The sequence below is a fragment of the Synechococcus sp. CS-1326 genome (assembly GCF_025128115.1).
GTDB lineage: Bacteria > Cyanobacteriota > Cyanobacteriia > PCC-6307 > Cyanobiaceae > Regnicoccus.
The window spans coordinates 33466-49478 of sequence record NZ_JAHLYV010000025.1; the positions used below are offsets into that span (position 1 = coordinate 33466).

Annotated in this window: 18 protein-coding genes; 8 read left to right on the forward strand and 10 right to left on the reverse strand. The window is 68.9% G+C overall.

The window, feature by feature from the left end; genetic code table 11:
• Positions 1-11: 11 nt before the first annotated feature.
• Complete coding sequence (locus KQ307_RS09425; protein ID WP_259701021.1) at positions 12-467, reverse strand: DUF3531 family protein; 456 nt, start codon at positions 465-467, stop codon at positions 12-14.
• A gap of 68 nt (positions 468-535) precedes the next feature.
• Between KQ307_RS09425 and KQ307_RS09430 the strand changes: the two genes are divergently transcribed.
• Positions 536-1183, forward strand: a complete 648-nt coding sequence (locus KQ307_RS09430; RefSeq protein WP_259727822.1) for an ABC transporter ATP-binding protein — start codon at positions 536-538, stop codon at positions 1181-1183.
• Positions 1184-1198: 15 nt separating this feature from the next.
• A complete protein-coding gene (gene hslO / locus KQ307_RS09435) occupies positions 1199-2113 on the forward strand; it encodes an Hsp33 family molecular chaperone HslO (protein WP_259701019.1) in 915 nt (304 codons plus the stop codon).
• 2 nt (positions 2114-2115) lie between these two features.
• On the opposite strand, the gene KQ307_RS09440 is transcribed toward hslO, so the two are convergent.
• From KQ307_RS09440 to KQ307_RS09450, 3 genes are all read right to left on the reverse strand, one after another.
• The gene (locus tag KQ307_RS09440; RefSeq protein WP_259727823.1) at positions 2116-2823 is read right to left on the reverse strand and encodes a CPP1-like family protein; all 708 of its coding nucleotides are present in this window, start codon (positions 2821-2823) and stop codon (positions 2116-2118) included.
• Between the two features lie 87 nt (positions 2824-2910).
• On the reverse strand, positions 2911-3135 hold the full coding sequence (locus KQ307_RS09445) for a hypothetical protein (RefSeq protein ID WP_259701017.1): 225 nt from the start codon (positions 3133-3135) through the stop codon (positions 2911-2913).
• A 71-nt stretch (positions 3136-3206) separates the two neighbouring features.
• The gene (locus KQ307_RS09450; protein ID WP_259727824.1) at positions 3207-4865 is read right to left on the reverse strand and encodes a peptide chain release factor 3; all 1659 of its coding nucleotides are present in this window, start codon (positions 4863-4865) and stop codon (positions 3207-3209) included.
• Positions 4866-4919: 54 nt separating this feature from the next.
• Between KQ307_RS09450 and KQ307_RS09455 the strand changes: the two genes are divergently transcribed.
• Together KQ307_RS09455 and nrdJ are read left to right on the forward strand one after the other, a co-directional pair.
• Complete coding sequence (locus tag KQ307_RS09455; protein ID WP_259727825.1) at positions 4920-6218, forward strand: serine hydrolase; 1299 nt, start codon at positions 4920-4922, stop codon at positions 6216-6218.
• 156 nt (positions 6219-6374) lie between these two features.
• Entirely contained in the window at positions 6375-8687 is a 2313-nt protein-coding gene (gene nrdJ / locus KQ307_RS09460) for a ribonucleoside-triphosphate reductase, adenosylcobalamin-dependent (protein WP_259727847.1), read from the forward strand.
• Here nrdJ and KQ307_RS09465 read toward each other — a convergent pair.
• The 4 genes from KQ307_RS09465 to pheS are packed head-to-tail and all read right to left on the reverse strand — an operon-like array spanning position 8606 to position 11915.
• Positions 8606-9223 carry a DUF192 domain-containing protein gene (locus tag KQ307_RS09465; RefSeq protein ID WP_311133763.1) on the reverse strand — a complete coding sequence of 206 codons (618 nt, stop codon included), beginning with the start codon at positions 9221-9223 and terminating at the stop codon, positions 8606-8608. The genes nrdJ and KQ307_RS09465 overlap by 82 nt on opposite strands.
• Positions 9220-9903 carry a response regulator transcription factor gene (locus KQ307_RS09470; protein WP_259727826.1) on the reverse strand — a complete coding sequence of 228 codons (684 nt, stop codon included), beginning with the start codon at positions 9901-9903 and terminating at the stop codon, positions 9220-9222. Before KQ307_RS09470 ends, KQ307_RS09465 begins: the two co-directional genes overlap by 4 nt.
• Positions 9900-10856: an NAD(+) kinase gene (locus KQ307_RS09475; RefSeq protein ID WP_259701012.1), complete on the reverse strand. Its 957-nt coding sequence runs from the start codon at positions 10854-10856 to the stop codon at positions 9900-9902. Before KQ307_RS09475 ends, KQ307_RS09470 begins: the two co-directional genes overlap by 4 nt.
• Positions 10857-10907: 51 nt before the next feature.
• Positions 10908-11915, reverse strand: coding sequence for a phenylalanine--tRNA ligase subunit alpha (pheS, locus tag KQ307_RS09480; protein WP_259701011.1), 1008 nt, complete (start codon positions 11913-11915; stop codon positions 10908-10910).
• An 80-nt stretch (positions 11916-11995) separates the two neighbouring features.
• On the opposite strand from pheS, the gene surE reads away from it, so the two are divergent.
• A complete protein-coding gene (surE, locus tag KQ307_RS09485) occupies positions 11996-12811 on the forward strand; it encodes a 5'/3'-nucleotidase SurE (protein ID WP_259727827.1) in 816 nt (271 codons plus the stop codon).
• Here the strand turns inward: surE and KQ307_RS09490 are convergent.
• Positions 12808-13389, reverse strand: a complete 582-nt coding sequence (locus tag KQ307_RS09490; protein WP_259701008.1) for a DUF3611 family protein — start codon at positions 13387-13389, stop codon at positions 12808-12810. The two genes, surE and KQ307_RS09490, sit on opposite strands and share 4 nt — an antisense overlap.
• An 80-nt stretch (positions 13390-13469) precedes the next feature.
• Here KQ307_RS09490 and KQ307_RS09495 point away from each other — a divergent pair, with 80 nt between their 5' ends.
• Positions 13470-14477: a bifunctional riboflavin kinase/FAD synthetase gene (locus KQ307_RS09495; protein ID WP_259727828.1), complete on the forward strand. Its 1008-nt coding sequence runs from the start codon at positions 13470-13472 to the stop codon at positions 14475-14477.
• On the opposite strand, the gene KQ307_RS09500 is transcribed toward KQ307_RS09495, so the two are convergent.
• Positions 14433-14570 carry a hypothetical protein gene (locus tag KQ307_RS09500; RefSeq protein WP_259701006.1) on the reverse strand — a complete coding sequence of 46 codons (138 nt, stop codon included), beginning with the start codon at positions 14568-14570 and terminating at the stop codon, positions 14433-14435. The two genes, KQ307_RS09495 and KQ307_RS09500, sit on opposite strands and share 45 nt — an antisense overlap.
• A 105-nt stretch (positions 14571-14675) precedes the next feature.
• Here KQ307_RS09500 and KQ307_RS09505 point away from each other — a divergent pair, with 105 nt between their 5' ends.
• Positions 14676-15758 (forward strand): thiamine phosphate synthase, encoded by a 1083-nt coding sequence (locus KQ307_RS09505; protein WP_259727849.1) that lies wholly within the window; start codon positions 14676-14678, stop codon positions 15756-15758.
• Positions 15755-15970 carry a sulfur carrier protein ThiS gene (gene thiS / locus KQ307_RS09510; RefSeq protein ID WP_259727829.1) on the forward strand — a complete coding sequence of 72 codons (216 nt, stop codon included), beginning with the start codon at positions 15755-15757 and terminating at the stop codon, positions 15968-15970. Before KQ307_RS09505 ends, thiS begins: the two co-directional genes overlap by 4 nt.
• Positions 15971-16013 lie beyond the last annotated feature (43 nt).

The following is a 16013-nucleotide window of genomic DNA, read 5'->3' on the forward strand; positions in this document are numbered from 1 at the left end:
CGGCGGGCCGCTCAGCGGCCGCCGCCCAGCGGGAAGATCGCCTCCTCCTGCTCCTCCACCGGCCAGTCGTCGTTGACGCCGCCGATCACCAGCTCCTCGATCTCGGTCACGTCGTTGTCGAGCTGGCGCAGCACATTGATCAGCACATCAAGGGCCAGGCCGTCGCTGGTGCCGAGATCCATCCAGCAGCGGCCCCAGTCCTCCTGATACTCCAGTTCACCCATGTTGTGCATCAGGGCGGGAAGGGCCTTCTCTGCGTCATCGCCGTCGTAGGCCATCCAGCTCAGCTCGGCACCCTCCTCGTGCACCTGGAGGTTCTCGGCGTTGAAGCCGCCCAGCTTGCCCAGAAAGAACCAGCTTTCAAAGGCGGTGTCCACGTAGCTGCGCTCCCCCTGGCCGGGGGGTGCGGCAAAGCGCAGCCAGATCCAGCAGTTGAACGGATCCACGTCACGAAATCTGACCTCCATCACCAAGCGCCCACCGATCGGCACCCATCCAACAACGCCGTGCAAGCTGGAGCGACCCGATGCCGCCCATGCTCGAGCTCCAGGCCCTGCGCTACCGACCGGCCACCGCGGCGGCGGCGGTTCTTGACGGCGTGGATCTCTGCCTCAAGCCGGGAGAGCCTGCCCTGGTGGCGGGGCGCAGCGGCTCCGGCAAAACCACCCTGCTGGAGCTGATCAGCGGCCTGGCCGAGCCGAGCAGCGGCAGGATTCTCTGGGAGGGCGCGGTGCTCCAGGCCCGCCAGCGGCGCTGGTTGTGCGGGCTGGTGTTTCAGTTTCCGGAACGTCACTTCCTCGGACTCAGCGTCGGACAGGAGCTGAAGCTCGGCCAGCGCAGGCTGCCGGCCGAGCGGATCGAGGCGGTGCTGCATCAGGTGGGACTGGGCTCCCTCTCGCTTCAGCAGGCGCCGGAGCGGCTCAGCGGTGGCCAGCAGCGCCGCCTGGCCCTGGCGGTGCAGCTGGTGCGGGATCCGCGCGTGCTGCTGCTTGATGAACCCACCGCCGGCCTTGACTGGTCGGTGCGCCAGGAGGTGCTCCAGCTGCTGGGCCAGCTCAGCCGCGACCGGGTGCTGCTGGTGGTGACCCACGAGCCCGAGCTGTTCCGCGGCCTGATCAGCCACGGCTGGCGGCTGGAGCAGGGGGTGCTGCGACCGTTGCCGGCGCTCCGTACGATGGCCTGAGTTGGGGGTGGGCCGATGCCCGATCAGTTGGTGCGGGCCACGGCGGCCCAGGGGGGGATCCGGTTGGTGGCGGCAACCACCACGGTCACCACCCGTTACGCCCGTCGCCGTCACGGCCTCTCCTACCTGACCACGGCGTTGCTGGGCCGGGCGATGACGGCCGGCCTGCTGCTGGCCAGTTCGATGAAGGTGCGCCATGGCCGCGTCAACCTGCGCATCCAGTCGGATGGGCCGCTGCGGGGCCTGATGGTGGATGCCGGCCGGGATGGCAGCGTGCGCGGCTATGTGGGGGAGCCGGGGCTGGAGCTCGACCTGATCGAGACCGAGGCGGGGCTGCATGGCTTTGATTTCCGCAAGGCCACCGGCACCGGCTACCTGCATGTCGTCCGCGATCAGGGCAGGGGCGAGCCCTACAGCAGCACCGTTGAACTGGTCAGCGGTGGCATCGGTGATGACGTGGCCTCCTACCTGCTCCATTCCGAGCAGACCCCTTCCGCCCTGTTCGTCGGCGAGCAGATCGACAGCAGTGGCGTGCGTTGCGCCGGCGGTGTGCTGGTTCAGGTGTTACCGAAGGCGGCCAGTGAGCCGGCCCTGGTGGCGCTGCTGGAGGAGCGCTGCCGGGAGATCAGCGGATTCAGCCGTCGCCTGGCGGCCTGCTCCGGCAATCTCACCCTCCTGCTGGAAGACATTTTCCCGGACCTCGACCCGAGGCTGCTGGAGGATGCCGAGGCGCAGCAGGATGTCACCTTCCACTGCCCCTGCACCCGTCGGCGCAGTGTCGATGCCCTGCGGCTGCTGGGACCGGCCGAACTCAACGCCATCCTTGATGAAGATGGCCGCGCCGAGCTCACCTGCCATTTCTGCAATGAGGTGTATGGGGTGGAGGAGGCGGAACTGCGCGAGCTGATCAACGAGCTGGCGGTGGCCTGAGCTCAGGCGATCAGCAAGGCCCCCAGCAGCAGCAGCAGCAGGGCGGGCAGGCTCTGAACCTGCTCGGCGTCGATCGGCAGGCCCAGCGGCAAGGAAGGATCGAGCAGTTGCATCAGGCCGCCGCCCAGCAGCAGCCCCAGGCTGAGCAGGGCGAAGCTCCAGCCCACCGCCGCCAGGAAGCGGCCATTGCGCCGTTGCAGGTTCACCACCGTTACCCCGGTGGCCAGGGCCAGCAGCAGCTCGGCCGAGCCGGCAGGAGCCACCAGCAGCAGCAGGATCAACAGGCCATTGGCCACCAGCGGGAACCAGCGTTCACGGCCTTCGGCCAGCGCCAGGCTCGGCAGACTGAAGCTCGGGCGCGGCAGCTTCAGCTTGGCTCCGGCCAGCTGGGGCATGGCCGGCAGGGCGGGCAGACTGGGCCGAGAGGGGGTGCGGCCAACGATGGCCGGTTTGACCTCCTCACGCTTCGAGGCGGTCATGGCGGCACTGCTGACCTTGCCCTGCTGGCGCTCGCGCAGCCGCTCCATCAACACCGCGTCGTAGGCGGTTTCCACCTGGGCCTGGGCCTGGGCATCGCCGGAGAGAGCGTCGAGGCGATCGCGCCGGGCGGCCTGGACCTCGTCAAAACTGGCATCAGGGGCGATCCCCAGCCGCTCGTAGGGGCTGGAGCCACCAGCGCCACTGGGGGGTGGGGCGGAACCGTGGGTCATGGCCTCCGGTGCGGTGAACAGGGTGATAGGCCGAGCGTATCGAGGCGGGGCGCCCAGGAAGGTTCAGGGCAGGTGCTGCGACACGATTCAGAAGAGGGGATCACAGGCCTGATAGCCACCTGTTTCCTGCAGATCACGGCAGCGGGCCTCCGCTTCCGGGGGCGCCAGCCAGTGGCGGCTCTTGAGCAGGGGCATCTGGGGGGGCAGGTGGGTGCCTTCGAGCACCTCAACGTTTTCCTGACGCGCCAGGAAGTGGACGTAGTCGGAGCCGCCATCGCGGCGTGGCCGGACCAGCCAGTGGTGCTCGGGCAAAGCTGTTACCTTTCGTTGCAATGATTCTGGCGAAGTCAGGCCGCGGCCGTGACGCCAGCCGGGCTGCCGCCTCAGAGGGCGATCGGCTCCACCCCGCTCACCACCGGCGCCACGGCACTCAGGCCGAGGCCGGGGTGGTCGGCGCTTAGCTGGTTGAGGTTCCAGTCGTTCTTGAACAGCAGCACCGGCCGGTCCCAGGCATCCCGGACCGTTTTGCAATTGAAGATCCGGCCCACCGCCTCAAGGGCGTCCCAGCCGCCGCTCACCCAGCGGGCCACGGAAAAGCCCAGCGGCTCCAGCCGGGTTTCCACCCCGTATTCGTTCTCCAGCCGGTACTGCACCACCTCCATCTGCAGCTGACCGACGGCCGCCAGGATCGGATCGCGCTTGCTGGCGTCGGTGTCGTAGAGGATCTGCACCGCCCCCTCCTCGCGCAGCTCATTGACTCCCTTGCGGAAGCTCTTGAAGGCCGAAGGGTTGGGGTTGCGCAACCAGGCGAAGATCTCCGGGCTGAAGCAGGGAATGCCCTCGTATTCCACCTTCTGGCCCACGTAGAGGGTGTCGCCGATGGCGAACATGCCGGGGTTGTTGAGGCCGATCACATCACCGGGGTAGGCGGTTTCGACCACCTCGCGGTCCTGGCCGAACAGCTTCTGGGGGCGGGATAGGCGGATGGTGCGGCCGCTGCGGGCATGGCGCACGCTCATGTCCTTGTCGAAGCGGCCCGAGCAGACCCGCACGAAGGCGATGCGGTCGCGGTGGCGGGGATCCATGTTGGCCTGCAGCTTGAACACGAAGCCGCTGAATTCGGGCCGCAGCGGATCGACGGGGCCGTCGTGGCTGGTGCGGGCCACCGGCCGCTGGGCCAGCTCAAGGAAGGCATCGAGGAAGGGATGCACGCCGAAGTTGGTCATCGCCGAACCGAAGAACACTGGGCTGAGCTCACCGGCATGCACCAGCTCCAGGTCGAGGTCGGCACCGGCGCCGTCGAGCAGCTCCAGTTCCTCGATGGCCTGAGCCAGCAGTTCCGGCTCCACCAGCTCGGCCAGTTCGGGGCTGCCGGCGGCCAGGCGCCGCTCGGCGGCCTGGCGACCCCGCTCGGCCCGGGTGAACAGGATCACGTCGCGGCTGCGGCGGTCGATCACACCGCGGAAGCGGTCGCCGCTGCCGATCGGCCAGTTCACCGGCCAGCAGGTGAGGCCCAGCTCGCTCTCGATCTCATCGATCAGCTCCAGCGGCTCGCGCCCCGGCCGATCCATCTTGTTGATGAAGGTGAAGATCGGAATCCGCCGCATGCGGCAGACCTCGAACAGCTTGCGGGTCTGGGGTTCAAGCCCTTTGGCGGCGTCTTCCAGCATCACCGCGTTATCGGCGGCGGCCAGGGTGCGGTAGGTGTCCTCCGAGAAGTCCTGGTGGCCCGGGGTGTCGAGCAGGTTGATCGTGCTGCCGTCGTAGTCGAACTGGAGCACGGTGGAGGTGATCGAGATGCCGCGCTGCTTCTCCAGCTCCATCCAGTCGGAGGTCACCTTGCGCTGTTCGCCCTTGGCCTTCACTGCGCCCGCCTGCTGGATGGCACCGCCGTAGAGCAGCAGCTTCTCGGTGAGGGTGGTCTTGCCCGCGTCGGGGTGGGAAATGATCGCGAAATTGCGGCGCCGGGCCACAGCCTCAGCCAGGGCGGCCCTCTCGGGATCGGCGGCCTGGGCGGCCGGGGCTGAGGCTTGGGCTGTCATCCCCCCAGCCTGCCACCCCTGGTTGTGGCGAGCGGCCTGCGAAGCCGATCTAGCTTGAGGGAACCTGGGGCATTCACCATCAAACGCTTCTCAGCCCTGGCTCTCACCACCGCCCTGGTGATGAGTTCGGTGGTCTATGGCGCCGACCAACCGGCAGCAGAGACCACGGCGCCAGCAAGTGACAGGATCACGCTTGTGGAGAACGGGCTCAACGCCGCAACCACCAAGGCGCTCAACCAGTCCGCCAGCGCCGCCTTCGCAGAAACCAGTGCACCCGGCGCCGTGATGGCCGTGAAGACCGCCGAGGGCACCTGGGTGGCGACGCTTGGCTACGAGGACTGGGCCAGGACCGTGCCGATGGCCGCGGACGTCAACCAGCGCATCGGCAGCGTCACCAAGACCTTCACGGTGACGGCCCTGCTCCAACTGGCCGAGCGGGGCGCGCTCTCGCTCGACGACCCCATCGAGACCTACGTGCCGGGAATGCCCAACGGCAGGGCGACGCTGGCCCAGCTGGCCGAGATGCGCAGCGGCATCCCCAGCTACACCTTCAACCAGAGCTTCCAGGACGCGCTTTTTGCCGATCCCGATACTCCCTGGACGCCCCAGCAGCTCGTCGACCTTGTGAAGCAGGACGCGCCGTTGTTCCCACCGGGGGAGATGGTCTTCTACTCGAACACCAACCTCGTACTGCTGGGGATGGTGATCGAGCAAGTCACGGCCAAGCCCATCGAGAAGGTGCTGGCTGAGCAGATCCTCAAGCCGCTGGGGCTCGACCACACGCTGATGCCCACCGACGCGACCTTTGCGGAGCCGCACGCCCGGGGCTACACGCTGCAGGGCGTCAAGGGCAGACAACCGGTTGATGCCACGGACTGGAACCCGTCGTGGGGGTGGACGGCCGGGGCGATGATCTCCAGCTTCAACGACCTTTTGGTGTGGGGTGAAGCGCTCGGCACCGGCAAGGGGATCCTCTCTGCCGCGACCCAGGCCAAGCGCCTCGCCTCGTTCGACCTCAGCGTCCCGATCTACCTCGGGCCCGATGCAAGGGCGCCCCAGACCCCGACAAGGGCCTATGGCATGGGCCTCGCCCGCGCCCTCGACTGGTACGGCCATGAGGGGGAGCTGCCGGGCTTCAACACTGAGGTGCAGCACTACAAGCCGAAGGGCATCACCCTGGTGGTGATGGTGAACACCGACATCGTCTCGGGGCAGACCTGCGCGGAGGGCCAGCCGACCGTGCCCGGGAACTCTGGTGTCGGTCCGTGTCAGTCCGCCGCATCGCGCATTGCCCAGGCCCTGGCCGCCGCGCTCGGCCACCCGATGGTGGAGCCGAACGCAGCCGCGGAGTAAGGCACTGCCACTGGTGGCCGCCAGCGCTTGCACCCCCTACTGGTGGAGTTATGGTTCACCAACCTGACCACTCCCTCCGCCGTGACCCTCACCCCAGCGCGCCCCGATCTGGTTGATCCCGCCGCAGCGGTGGGCCAGGAGGCCAGTGCCGGCAGGCTGCAGGGCGGGCAGATCGGTGCCAACGGCTTGCTGGAGCCCGATTTCCCGCCCACGGCCCCGGCGGCGAACCCCGTTTTTTACCGCACCTATTCCCGCCGCACGCCAGGCGGCCGCGAAAGCTGGCATCAGGTGTCCGAGCGCAACCTGGAGGGTCTGCGCCAGCTGGGCCATCTCGATGGCGAGGAAGTGGAGCTGATCCGGCGCATGCAGAAGCACCAGCAGGCGCTGCCGTCGGGGCGCTGGCTGTGGATCGGTGGCACCCCCTGGATCGAGCAGCGCCATAACTTCTCCGGCGCCTACAACTGCACCTCCACCAACCTGGTGGATTGGGAGGCCTTCGGTCTGATGATGGACCTGGCGATGATGGGTTGCGGCACCGGCGCCATCATCGAGCCACGCCTGATCGAGCGGCTGCCGCTGGTGCGCAACCAGCTGGTGATCGAGGGCGTCAGCCCGATCGGCCTCACCCCCGCCGGAGCGCGCCAGGAGGACACCAGCCACAGCATCGATGGCAACCGGGTGTCGATCAAGGTGGGCGACACCCGCCGCGGCTGGGTCGACAGCTACCAGCTGCTGCTGGAGCTGAGCAGCGACGAGCGCTTCGACGCCGGCGCCCCGATCACGGTGAGCGTGGACCTCTCCGACGTGCGGCCGGTGGGCGAAACGCTCAAGGGCTTCGGCGGCATGGCCAACCCGGTGAAGCTGGGCGACCTCTACGGCCGCGTGGCCCAGATCCTCAACAAGGCGATCGGCCGCCGGCTCAGCTCGGTGGAGTGCTGCCTGCTGATCGATCAGGCGGCGGTCACGATCGTGGCCGGCAACATCCGCCGCAGCGCCGGCATGCGTCAGTTCTCCGCGGAGGATTCAGCCGCCGCTGGCGCCAAGGAGAACCTCTGGCAACAGGACGCCGAGGGCAACTGGAGCATCGACCCCGAGCGCGATGCGCTGCGGATGGCCAACCACACCCGGGTGTTCCACAGCCGCCCCTCGAAAGAGGTGGTGCTGGAGGCGGTGGTCAAGCAATTCCAGAGCGGCGAAGGGGCGATCCAGTTCGCCCCCGAAGCGATCGCCCGCTCCAATGCCGACCTGCTGACCACCCCGGAGCTGCGCAGCGAGTTCATCGACATTTATGTGGACCAGGGCCGCGAGGAGGCGGGGCGCTGGTTACAGCTGAATCATCCGGAGATTGAAGATAATGAATTGGAGCACAGATTAGGGCGATACGGTCTAAATCCATGCGGTGAAATATTGGGTGCTGATTTCCACTGCAACCTGGCGGAAGTGCATCTGAACCGGATCGATCCCGCCGATCACCAGGCCCAGGCTGATGCCTTCAAAGCTGGCGGCCTGGCGGTGGCCTGCCTGCTCAACCACGACTTCGAAGTGGAGCGCTACCGCCAGAGCCGCGCCTGGGATCCGATTGTGGGGGTGAGCTTCACCGGCCTGTTCGACTTCTTCGTGCATGCCTTCGGCACCCCCTGGTTGAACTGGTGGGAGCAGGGCCGCCCTGAAACGGAGCAGGGGCTGAAGTTCAAGGCCCAGGAAGCGGAGTACTTGGGGCGCTGGAAGCAGATCGTCAATGAAGCGGTGTGGGACTACTGCGACCGCCACGGTCTGCGGCGCCCCAACCGCTGCACCACGGTGCAACCGGCCGGCACCAAGAGCCTGCTCACGGGCGCGTCTCCCGGCTGGCACCCCCCCAAGGCACAGCGCTTCATCCGCCGCATCACCTTCCGCAAGAACGATCCGGTGGCGCTGGCCTGCCTCGACTACGGCTACACGATCGTGCCCAGTCAATCCGACAAGGACGAGCAGGGGCGCCTGCTGGATGACCCCTTTGATCCCCGCTGCGGCGAATGGCTGGTGGAGATCCCCACTGAAGTGAGCTGGGCGAACATCCCGGGCGCCGATGCGGTGGAGATCAACAACTTCTCGGCGCTGGCCCAGTTCGACTTCTACATGCAGGTGCAGAAGCACTACACGGCCCACAACACCTCCGCCACGGTGGAGTTCCGCGAGAACGAGATCGAGCCGCTGGCAGAGGCCATCCACAAGGCGATCGACGCAGGCGAGGGCTACATCTCCGCCGCCCTGCTGGCCCGCTTCGATGCCAATGCCACCTTCCCGCGGCTGCCGTTCGAGCCGATCGATGCGGCCACTTACACCAGGCTGCAGGCCGAGGTGGCCGCCCGCCGCTCCAGCGTCGATTTCTTCGAGGCCCTGCAGCGCTACGACGGCGGCGAACTGGTCGAAGCCGGGCCAGCCGGTTGCGATTCGGACAAGTGCCTGCTGCCGCTGGCCAAGCCCTGATCAGTCCGGCCCGATGTCCCTCGCCAGCGCAGCGCAGCGGCTGAGCCCAGCCTGATCCCCAGCCGCGCCGCTTCGCCCCCGTCGAGCTCAACCACGCCATCGGCGGGTTCTGCCGGCCCGTAACTCGGGCAGGGCAGGCGCGGACAGGGTGGAGCGGAGGCCTCGATGGCAATCACCCGGCCACCGCGCAGGAACACCATGTCGAGCGGCACCAGGGTGCGGTGCATCCAGAAGCTCACCGGACTGGCCGGCTCGAACCGGAACCACATGCCGCGCAGGGCACCGAGGGGGGGACGTCCCATCATTCCCCAGGCGTACTGGCGCGGGGTGCGCGGCACCTCCAGCTGCAGGCAGGGCGTCGCTGCCGGAGGCGTCGTGATCGCCGCTGGCTCCATGCACCATTCCGCCTCGATCGGCAGGAACTGGGGCGGTTCGGACGGTGCCCGTTGATCGGCTCCCACGGCCGTCGCCAGCGTGAGCAGGCAGGCCTGCAGGGCGCCCCAGCGTGCCAGTCGATTGCTGATGGGGGGATTCATGGGGCTGTCCGCCCTGGAGCTGACCTGGCGGGTGGCTGGCTGTCGCAGAGGCAGTAGCCCTGGCCCCGCAGGGTGTGGATCAGCCGCCGTTCCCCCTGCTCCTCCAGTTTCTGGCGGAGGTAGCGCACATAGACCTCCACCACGTTGCTGGCCGGTTCCGGCTGGTCTCCCCAGGCCTCGCGCAGGATCTGCTCCCGGCTGAGCACTTCCCCGACGTGGAGCAGCAGCACCATCAGCAATTGATACTCCCGGGCGGTCAGGTTGATCAGGCTGCTGCCTCGACGCACCTCGCGGCTGCCCGTGTCGACCCGCAGATCAGCCACCTGGATCACGCCCCGGGGCGGTGACCGGTGGCTGCCCAGCTGCAGATGCAGCCGCACGCGGCTCAGCAGATCGCTGGAGCCGGCGCTCGACAGCCAGAAATCATCGGCACCGGCCTGGAGGCATTCGGAGCGGCCTGCGACGCTGTCGGAGCCGATGTCGAGCAGCAGGGCCAGCTCCGGCATGGTCAGCCGCAGGGTGGGCAGGAGGGCGCGGGCCTCCTCACCGGAGAGCAGCGCCAGCAGCGGCGGCTCCAGCAGGCTGCCCAGCCGGGCGACGCGGTAGCCCGAGGCCAGCAGGCGATCGGCCCTGGCTTCGGCCTGGGGACCGACCAGCAGGATCCATTCCCCACGGCTCATCCCCGCCGCCCCCGCCGCATCTGGCCCCGCTGGCTGGCGCCGGGCTTCGAGCTGCCGGGCTTGGCCACGTGGGGCAGGCCCCAGCCGAGCTTGTTGCGCAGCACCTGGAAGAACTCGTGATCCTGGAGCCGCACGAAGCGGGCCGGGTGTTCACTGCGGCGGATCAGCACCCGGTCTTCGGGCCAGACATAGCAGCCGGCACTGCCGTCCACCACCATCATCAGCCGCTCCGGCGTGGCCGGGAAGATCGTCACCGGTTCCCGGTCGCTGAACACCAGGGCCCGGGAGGCGAGCGAGTGGGGTGCGATCGGGGTGAGCTGCAGCACCGGACAATCGGGAGTGATCACCGGACCGCCGGCGCTGAGCGCGTAGGCGGTCGAGCCGGTCGGGGTGGAGAGAATCACCCCGTCGGCGGAGATGTCCACCGGCACGTGGCCGCCGATGGCGATTTCGAAGTGGCACATGCTGGTGAGGGGTTCGCGGTGCAGGGCCATCTCGTTGAGGCAGAGCACTTCCCAGCGGCGCTGCTCGCCCCGCATCACGCTCACCACCAGCATGGAGCGCTCCTCCACGGTCCACTGGCCGGCCTGCAACTGCTGCAGCACCGCTTCGAGCTCATGGACGTAGGCCTCAGCCAGGAAGCCCATGTGGCCGGTGTTGATCGTCAGGATCGGCACCCCGATCGGGGCTGTCTGGCGGGCCGCGGAAAGCACGGTGCCATCGCCGCCCAGCACCACCGCCAGGCTCAGGTCGGGGTGAAAGCTGGGCGGCACGCAGGCGGCATAGCCGAGGGTGCGCAGGTGCTGATCGGGATTGGCGAACCCCACCACACCGCCGGAGCTGCTCACCCGCACCACGCTGGTTCCGGCCGCCGTGAAGTGCGCCTCGATGGCCTCGGCCGTTGCCAGGGCGAGGTCCTTGCCATCGTTGACGATCAGTCCGACGCAGGGCACCGATCGCTGGCGGGTGATCCCGGAGTTTATCGGGCTCCCCGGACCCGCTGCTCAGAACTGTTCCAGGAAGCGCAGGTCGCTGCTGAACAGGCGGCGGATGTCGTCGATGCCGTGGCGCACCATGCAGAAACGCTCCACGCCAAGCCCGGCGGCGAAGCCACTCCAGCGCTCCGGATCCAGCCCCAGACCTTCCAGCACGGCCGGATCGACCATGCCGCAACCCATCACCTCCAGCCAGCGGCCGCGCCATTGCACGTCCACCTCGGCGGACGGTTCGGTGAAGGGGAAGTAGCTGGCCCGGAAGCGCACCGGCAGGTCGCCGAAGAACGCCTGCAGGAAGGCGGTGACGGTGCCGCGCAGGTGGCTGAAGTCGAGGCCCTCGTCGAGGGCGAGCACTTCCACCTGATGGAACACCGGTGAGTGGGTGGCATCGACGGCATCCCGGCGATAGACCCGGCCCGGGGCGACGATCCGCACCGGCGGCGGGTTGGCCTCCAGATGGCGGATCTGCACCGGCGAGGTGTGGGTGCGCAGCAGGGAGCCCTCCGGGAGATAGAAGGTGTCCTGCATGTCCCGGGCCGGATGGTGGGGCGGGATGTTCAGGGCTGTGAAGTTGTAGTGGTCGGTTTCCACCTCGGGCCCTTCCTCCACCCGGTAACCCAGGCCGGCGAAGATGTCGACGATTTCCTCGGTGGTGGAGATCAGCGGATGGCGGTGACCGGCCGGGGCGTACCGGCTCGGGGCGGTCACATCCAGCCGTTCGCCCTGCAGCCGAGCCTCGAGCGCCGCCCCCTTGAGCGTGCCCAGCCGCTCGGCCAGCAGCTGCTGGAGTTGCTCCTTGAGCCGGTTGGCCCGCTGGCCCACCAGGGGCCGCTCCTCAGCCGAGAGCCGGCCCATCGCCCCGAGCACGGCGGAGAGGCGCCCCTTCTTGCCGAGCAGTCCCACCCGCAGCGGTTCGAGCTCGGCGGCGCTGGCGGCCGCCTGAATCGCCGCGGCGGCTTCGGCCTCCAGGCTGTCGAGCTGCTCGCTGAGCTGCTGGAGGCTGATCGTGGCGCTCAAGGAACCCGGGCATCGAGGCCTGACTGTAGGGAGCAGGGCCACTTAGCTTTCGCCCAGCCCTGGCCCTGCCCTCCCTGCCGATGACTCCCCTGCGGATCCTGATCAGCAACGATGACGGAGTCTTCGCCGCCGGGATCCAGGCCCTGGCGGCCGAGGCGGCGTCCAGGGGCCACACGGTCACCGTGGTCTGTCCCGATCAGGAGCGCTCCGCCACCGGCCACGGCCTCACCATGCAGACGCCGCTGCGGGCCGAGCGCGCCGATGGGCTGTTCGCCGCCGGGGTGACGGCCTGGGCCTGCAGCGGCACCCCCTCCGACTGCGTCAAGCTGGCCCTCGGCAGACTGTTGGAGAGCCCCCCCGACCTGGTGCTCTCCGGCATCAACCACGGCCCGAACCTGGGCAGTGATGTGTTCTATTCCGGCACGGTGGCCGCGGCCATGGAGGGCACCCTTGAAGGCCTGCGGGCCCTGGCGGTGAGCAGTGCCTGCTTTCAGTGGCGGCAGTTCGAGCCGGCGGCCGCCCTGGCCCTCGATCTGGCTGAACGGGTGATCGCGGCGGGCTGGCCTGACGGCCTGCTGCTCAACCTCAACGTGCCGGCCCTGCCTGGCGCCGAGATCGGGCCGCTGCGCTGGTGCCGCCCAGCGGTGCGGCGCTATCTGGATCAGTTCAATGAGCGCACCGATCCCCGTGGCCGCACCTACTACTGGCTGGCCGGGGAGGTGGTGGTCGATCTGGAGTCGGCCACGGCCGGCCCGCGCGACTGGCCGACGGACGTGGCCCAGATCCATCGGGGCGGTGCTGCCCTCACCCCCCTGCAGCCGGAGCTGTTCTGGCGGGGCGGGCTGGCGGCGCTGCATGACCTGGTGCCCCAGGCGGTGCCCCAGGTGTGGCCCTAGGTGGGCCGGTAAACCCGCTGCAACAGCCAGAGGCTGATCAGCAGCCCGATCAGGTGGGCGAACAGCACCTGGGTGTTGCTCAGCACCGAGAGCATCTCGATCGAGGTGATCGGCAGGCCCATCAGGCCACCGCGGGTGCCGGGCGGAACGGCCAGCTGGGCCCCGAAGAAGCCCGGCACCTGCATCGAGGCCTGGACGAACAGGCTGCCGGCCAGGGCCTGGTATCCGACAGCGGCCAGGCTGAGGCCGGCCAGGTCGGCGATCAGGGCGCGCTTCACGAGGCGGGCCGTTTCACCGCGGCTCGGCCGCACCGGGCTGGCCAGGGCGCGGCCACAGCGCACCACCAGCCAGGCCTGCCACAGCGACCAGAGCAGGACCAGGAACGAGAGGGTGGTGAGGGAAAGTCCCGGACCCAGGCCCAGGGCCCGGCTGGAATTGGCGGCCAGCCGTCCGCTGATGTTGTTGAAGAACAGCACCCCGATCACCACCACCCCCAGCACCAGCTGGGCCCAGAAGCGGATCCAGCCCATTCGCCTGACCGCTGCGGATACCAGCTGCAGGTCGAGGCGATCGGCCATCGGAATCGGGCGGCGGGACTTGACGCCCCAAACTTGCCATGGCTGACGCAGCACGCGGTGATCGGTGTTGCCGTGGAAGGATGGATTTGATCAGGGCACTGGCCGCACCGTTGATTCCCCTGCGATCACCCCAGGACGCCCTGGGCCCCACCGCCCTGGCCCTCGGCAGCTTCGATGGCCTGCACCAGGGCCACCGTCGCGTGATCGCCGCGATCGCGACGGATCCAGCCCCTGGCCTGGTTCCCACGGTGGTGAGCTTCTGGCCCCACCCCCGCGAGCTGCTCTACGGCGAAACCCGTCTGCGGCTCGACCTGCCCGTCGAGAAGCTCTCGCTGCTGGCGCCCTGCGGCATCCAGCAGCTGGTGCTGGTGCCCTTCACCCGTGATCTGGCGGCCCTCAGCCCGGAAGCGTTCGTGGAGCAGGTGCTGGTGGGTCAGCTGGCTGCCCGCGAGGTGGCGGTGGGGGAGAACTTCCGGTTCGGGGCGGGTCGCAGCGGCGACACGGAGACCCTGCGGCGGATCGGCGCAGACCATGGCCTGCGGGTGCAGGTGCTGCCGATGCTGTGGGACGGTGCCGAGCGGGTCAGCAGCAGCCGCATCCGCCGTGCCCTCGCCTCTGGCGCGATCGCCGAGGCCACCCGCCTGCTGGAGCGGCCCTATCGCTTCAGCGGGCGGGTGGTGCGCGGTCGCGGCCTGGGGCGGGAGCTGGGCTGGCCCACCGCCAACCTGCGGGTGGATGGCCGCAAGTTCCTGCCCGCCGAAGGGGTCTACGCCGCGCTCGTGCGTGGGGGGGGGCCTGAGCCGCTGGCCGCCGTGATGAACCTGGGTCCCCAGCCCACGGTTGACCCGCTGGCCCCTTCGGCGGTGGAGGTGCACCTGCTGGACCGCCAACTGGAGCTCGAAGGCAAGGAACTGGAGGTGGAGCCGGTGGAGCTGCTGCGCCACCAGCAACGCTTCGCGAGCCTGGAGGCGCTCAGCGCCCAGATCGGTGCGGATGCCGATCGCTCCCGCCGGATCCTCTCGGCACTGGCGGGAGTGATCGGCTCAGGCGGCCGGATAGGCGTGGGTGAGGCCCCAGCTGATGAATAGGCCGATGCCGCCCAGCAGCAGAATTCCCGTGATCAACACCAGCATGGGATTGTCGCCACCGACGACGTCGTTGCCACCCGAATCCTTGGCCAAAGGTCCCGTCCACGTTGTGATCAACCTAGGCAGCTTCCGCTCCCCCGTCAGAACCATGTGATCCAGCCCACACCCTCTGCCATCGACCCGCCGGCTTTCTCCCCGCTGCCGGCTTCCTCCCCGCCGCCGGCTGCGGTGGACCGCTTGATCGATGCCAACCTTGATCGGGCCCGGGAAGGGCTGCGGGTGATCGAAGACTGGTGCCGCTTCGGCCTGGGGCGCGCTGATCTCGTCGCCCGCACCAAGGACATGCGCCAGCGATTGGGTCGCTGTCATCTGGAGCGCTACAAGCTGGCGCGCCACACCGCCACCGATGGATCGGCGGGCCTCGGCCACCCTGCCCAGCTGGAGCGCCGCAGTCCTGCCCAGGTGGTCGCCGCCAACGCCGGCCGGGTTCAGGAAGCCCTGCGGGTGCTGGAGGAGTTCGGCCGCGCCAGCGATCCGACCCTCGCCGCCGAAGCCGCCAGCCTTCGGTACGCCCTCTACGACCTGGAGGTGGATCTGCTGGCCGGCAGCCCCGATGGCGATCGCCGTCGCCACCAGCTGGCCCGCTGCCGCCTCTATCTGGTCACCAGCCCGTCGCCCCAGCTGGAGGCCACCGTGGCGGCGGCGCTGGCGGCCGGTGTGCGGCTGGTGCAATACCGCGCCAAGCAGACTGACGACAGCCAGCGGTATGCCGAGGCGAGCGCCCTGCGTCAGCTCTGCGCCCGCCATGGCGCCCTGTTCCTGGTCAACGACCGGGTGGACCTCGCCCTGGCGGTGGACGCCGACGGGGTCCACCTCGGCCAGGGTGATCTGCCGCCGGCGCTGGCCCGCCGCCTGCTGGGCCGGGAGCGCCTGATCGGCCGGAGCACCCATCGCCTCGAGCAGTTGCATCAGGCGGTGGCTGATGGCTGTGACTACGTCGGTGTCGGACCGGTTCATGCCACCCCCACCAAGCCGGGCCGGGACCCGGTGGGCCTCGCCTACGTGACGGCGGCGGCGGCCGCCAGCCCGATTCCCTGCTTTGCGATCGGTGGCATCGACAGCACCAACCTGGCGGCGGTGCTCGCCGCCGGAGCGCCGGCGGTGGCCGTGGTGCGGGCGATCACGGCGGCGCCGGACCCAGGCGCCGCCACCCGCCAGTTGCTGGGGCTGCTCGATGGCAGCACCTTGGCCGGGGCAGATCCAGGCGAAGCGCCGCGATGACAGCGATGATCTGCGTGCAGCTCAACGGCGAGGAGCGCCGCTGCCCGGCCGGTCTGAGCCTGGAGGCGCTGCTGCGCTGCTGCAACTATGAGCCCCGGCTGGTGGTCGTGGAGTTCAACGGCGAGATCCTTCCCAGGCGACACTGGGGCGAGCAACCCGTTCTGGCGGGGGATGTTCTGGAGGTGGTCACCATTGTGGGGGGGGGTTCCTAGATTCAAGTCATGCTTCGGGCGATTTCCGTGCCCTCCTTCCTTG

What these genes read in the sequence shown, in the direction of transcription:
- hslO (WP_259701019.1), top strand. Translation starts at nt 1,199, where the DNA reads ATGCCCGATCAGTTGGTGCGGGCCACGGCGGCCCAGGGGGGGATCCGG.
- KQ307_RS09495 (WP_259727828.1), top strand. Translation starts at nt 13,470, where the DNA reads ATGGATTTGATCAGGGCACTGGCCGCACCGTTGATTCCCCTGCGATCA.
- KQ307_RS09425 (WP_259701021.1), bottom strand. Translation starts at nt 467, where the DNA reads ATGGAGGTCAGATTTCGTGACGTGGATCCGTTCAACTGCTGGATCTGG.
- surE (WP_259727827.1), top strand. Translation starts at nt 11,996, where the DNA reads ATGACTCCCCTGCGGATCCTGATCAGCAACGATGACGGAGTCTTCGCC.
- KQ307_RS09465 (WP_311133763.1), bottom strand. Translation starts at nt 9,223, where the DNA reads ATGAATCCCCCCATCAGCAATCGACTGGCACGCTGGGGCGCCCTGCAG.
- thiS (WP_259727829.1), top strand. Translation starts at nt 15,755, where the DNA reads ATGACAGCGATGATCTGCGTGCAGCTCAACGGCGAGGAGCGCCGCTGC.
- KQ307_RS09450 (WP_259727824.1), bottom strand. Translation starts at nt 4,865, where the DNA reads ATGACAGCCCAAGCCTCAGCCCCGGCCGCCCAGGCCGCCGATCCCGAG.
- KQ307_RS09470 (WP_259727826.1), bottom strand. Translation starts at nt 9,903, where the DNA reads ATGAGCCGTGGGGAATGGATCCTGCTGGTCGGTCCCCAGGCCGAAGCC.
- KQ307_RS09440 (WP_259727823.1), bottom strand. Translation starts at nt 2,823, where the DNA reads ATGACCCACGGTTCCGCCCCACCCCCCAGTGGCGCTGGTGGCTCCAGC.
- KQ307_RS09490 (WP_259701008.1), bottom strand. Translation starts at nt 13,389, where the DNA reads ATGGCCGATCGCCTCGACCTGCAGCTGGTATCCGCAGCGGTCAGGCGA.
- KQ307_RS09430 (WP_259727822.1), top strand. Translation starts at nt 536, where the DNA reads ATGCTCGAGCTCCAGGCCCTGCGCTACCGACCGGCCACCGCGGCGGCG.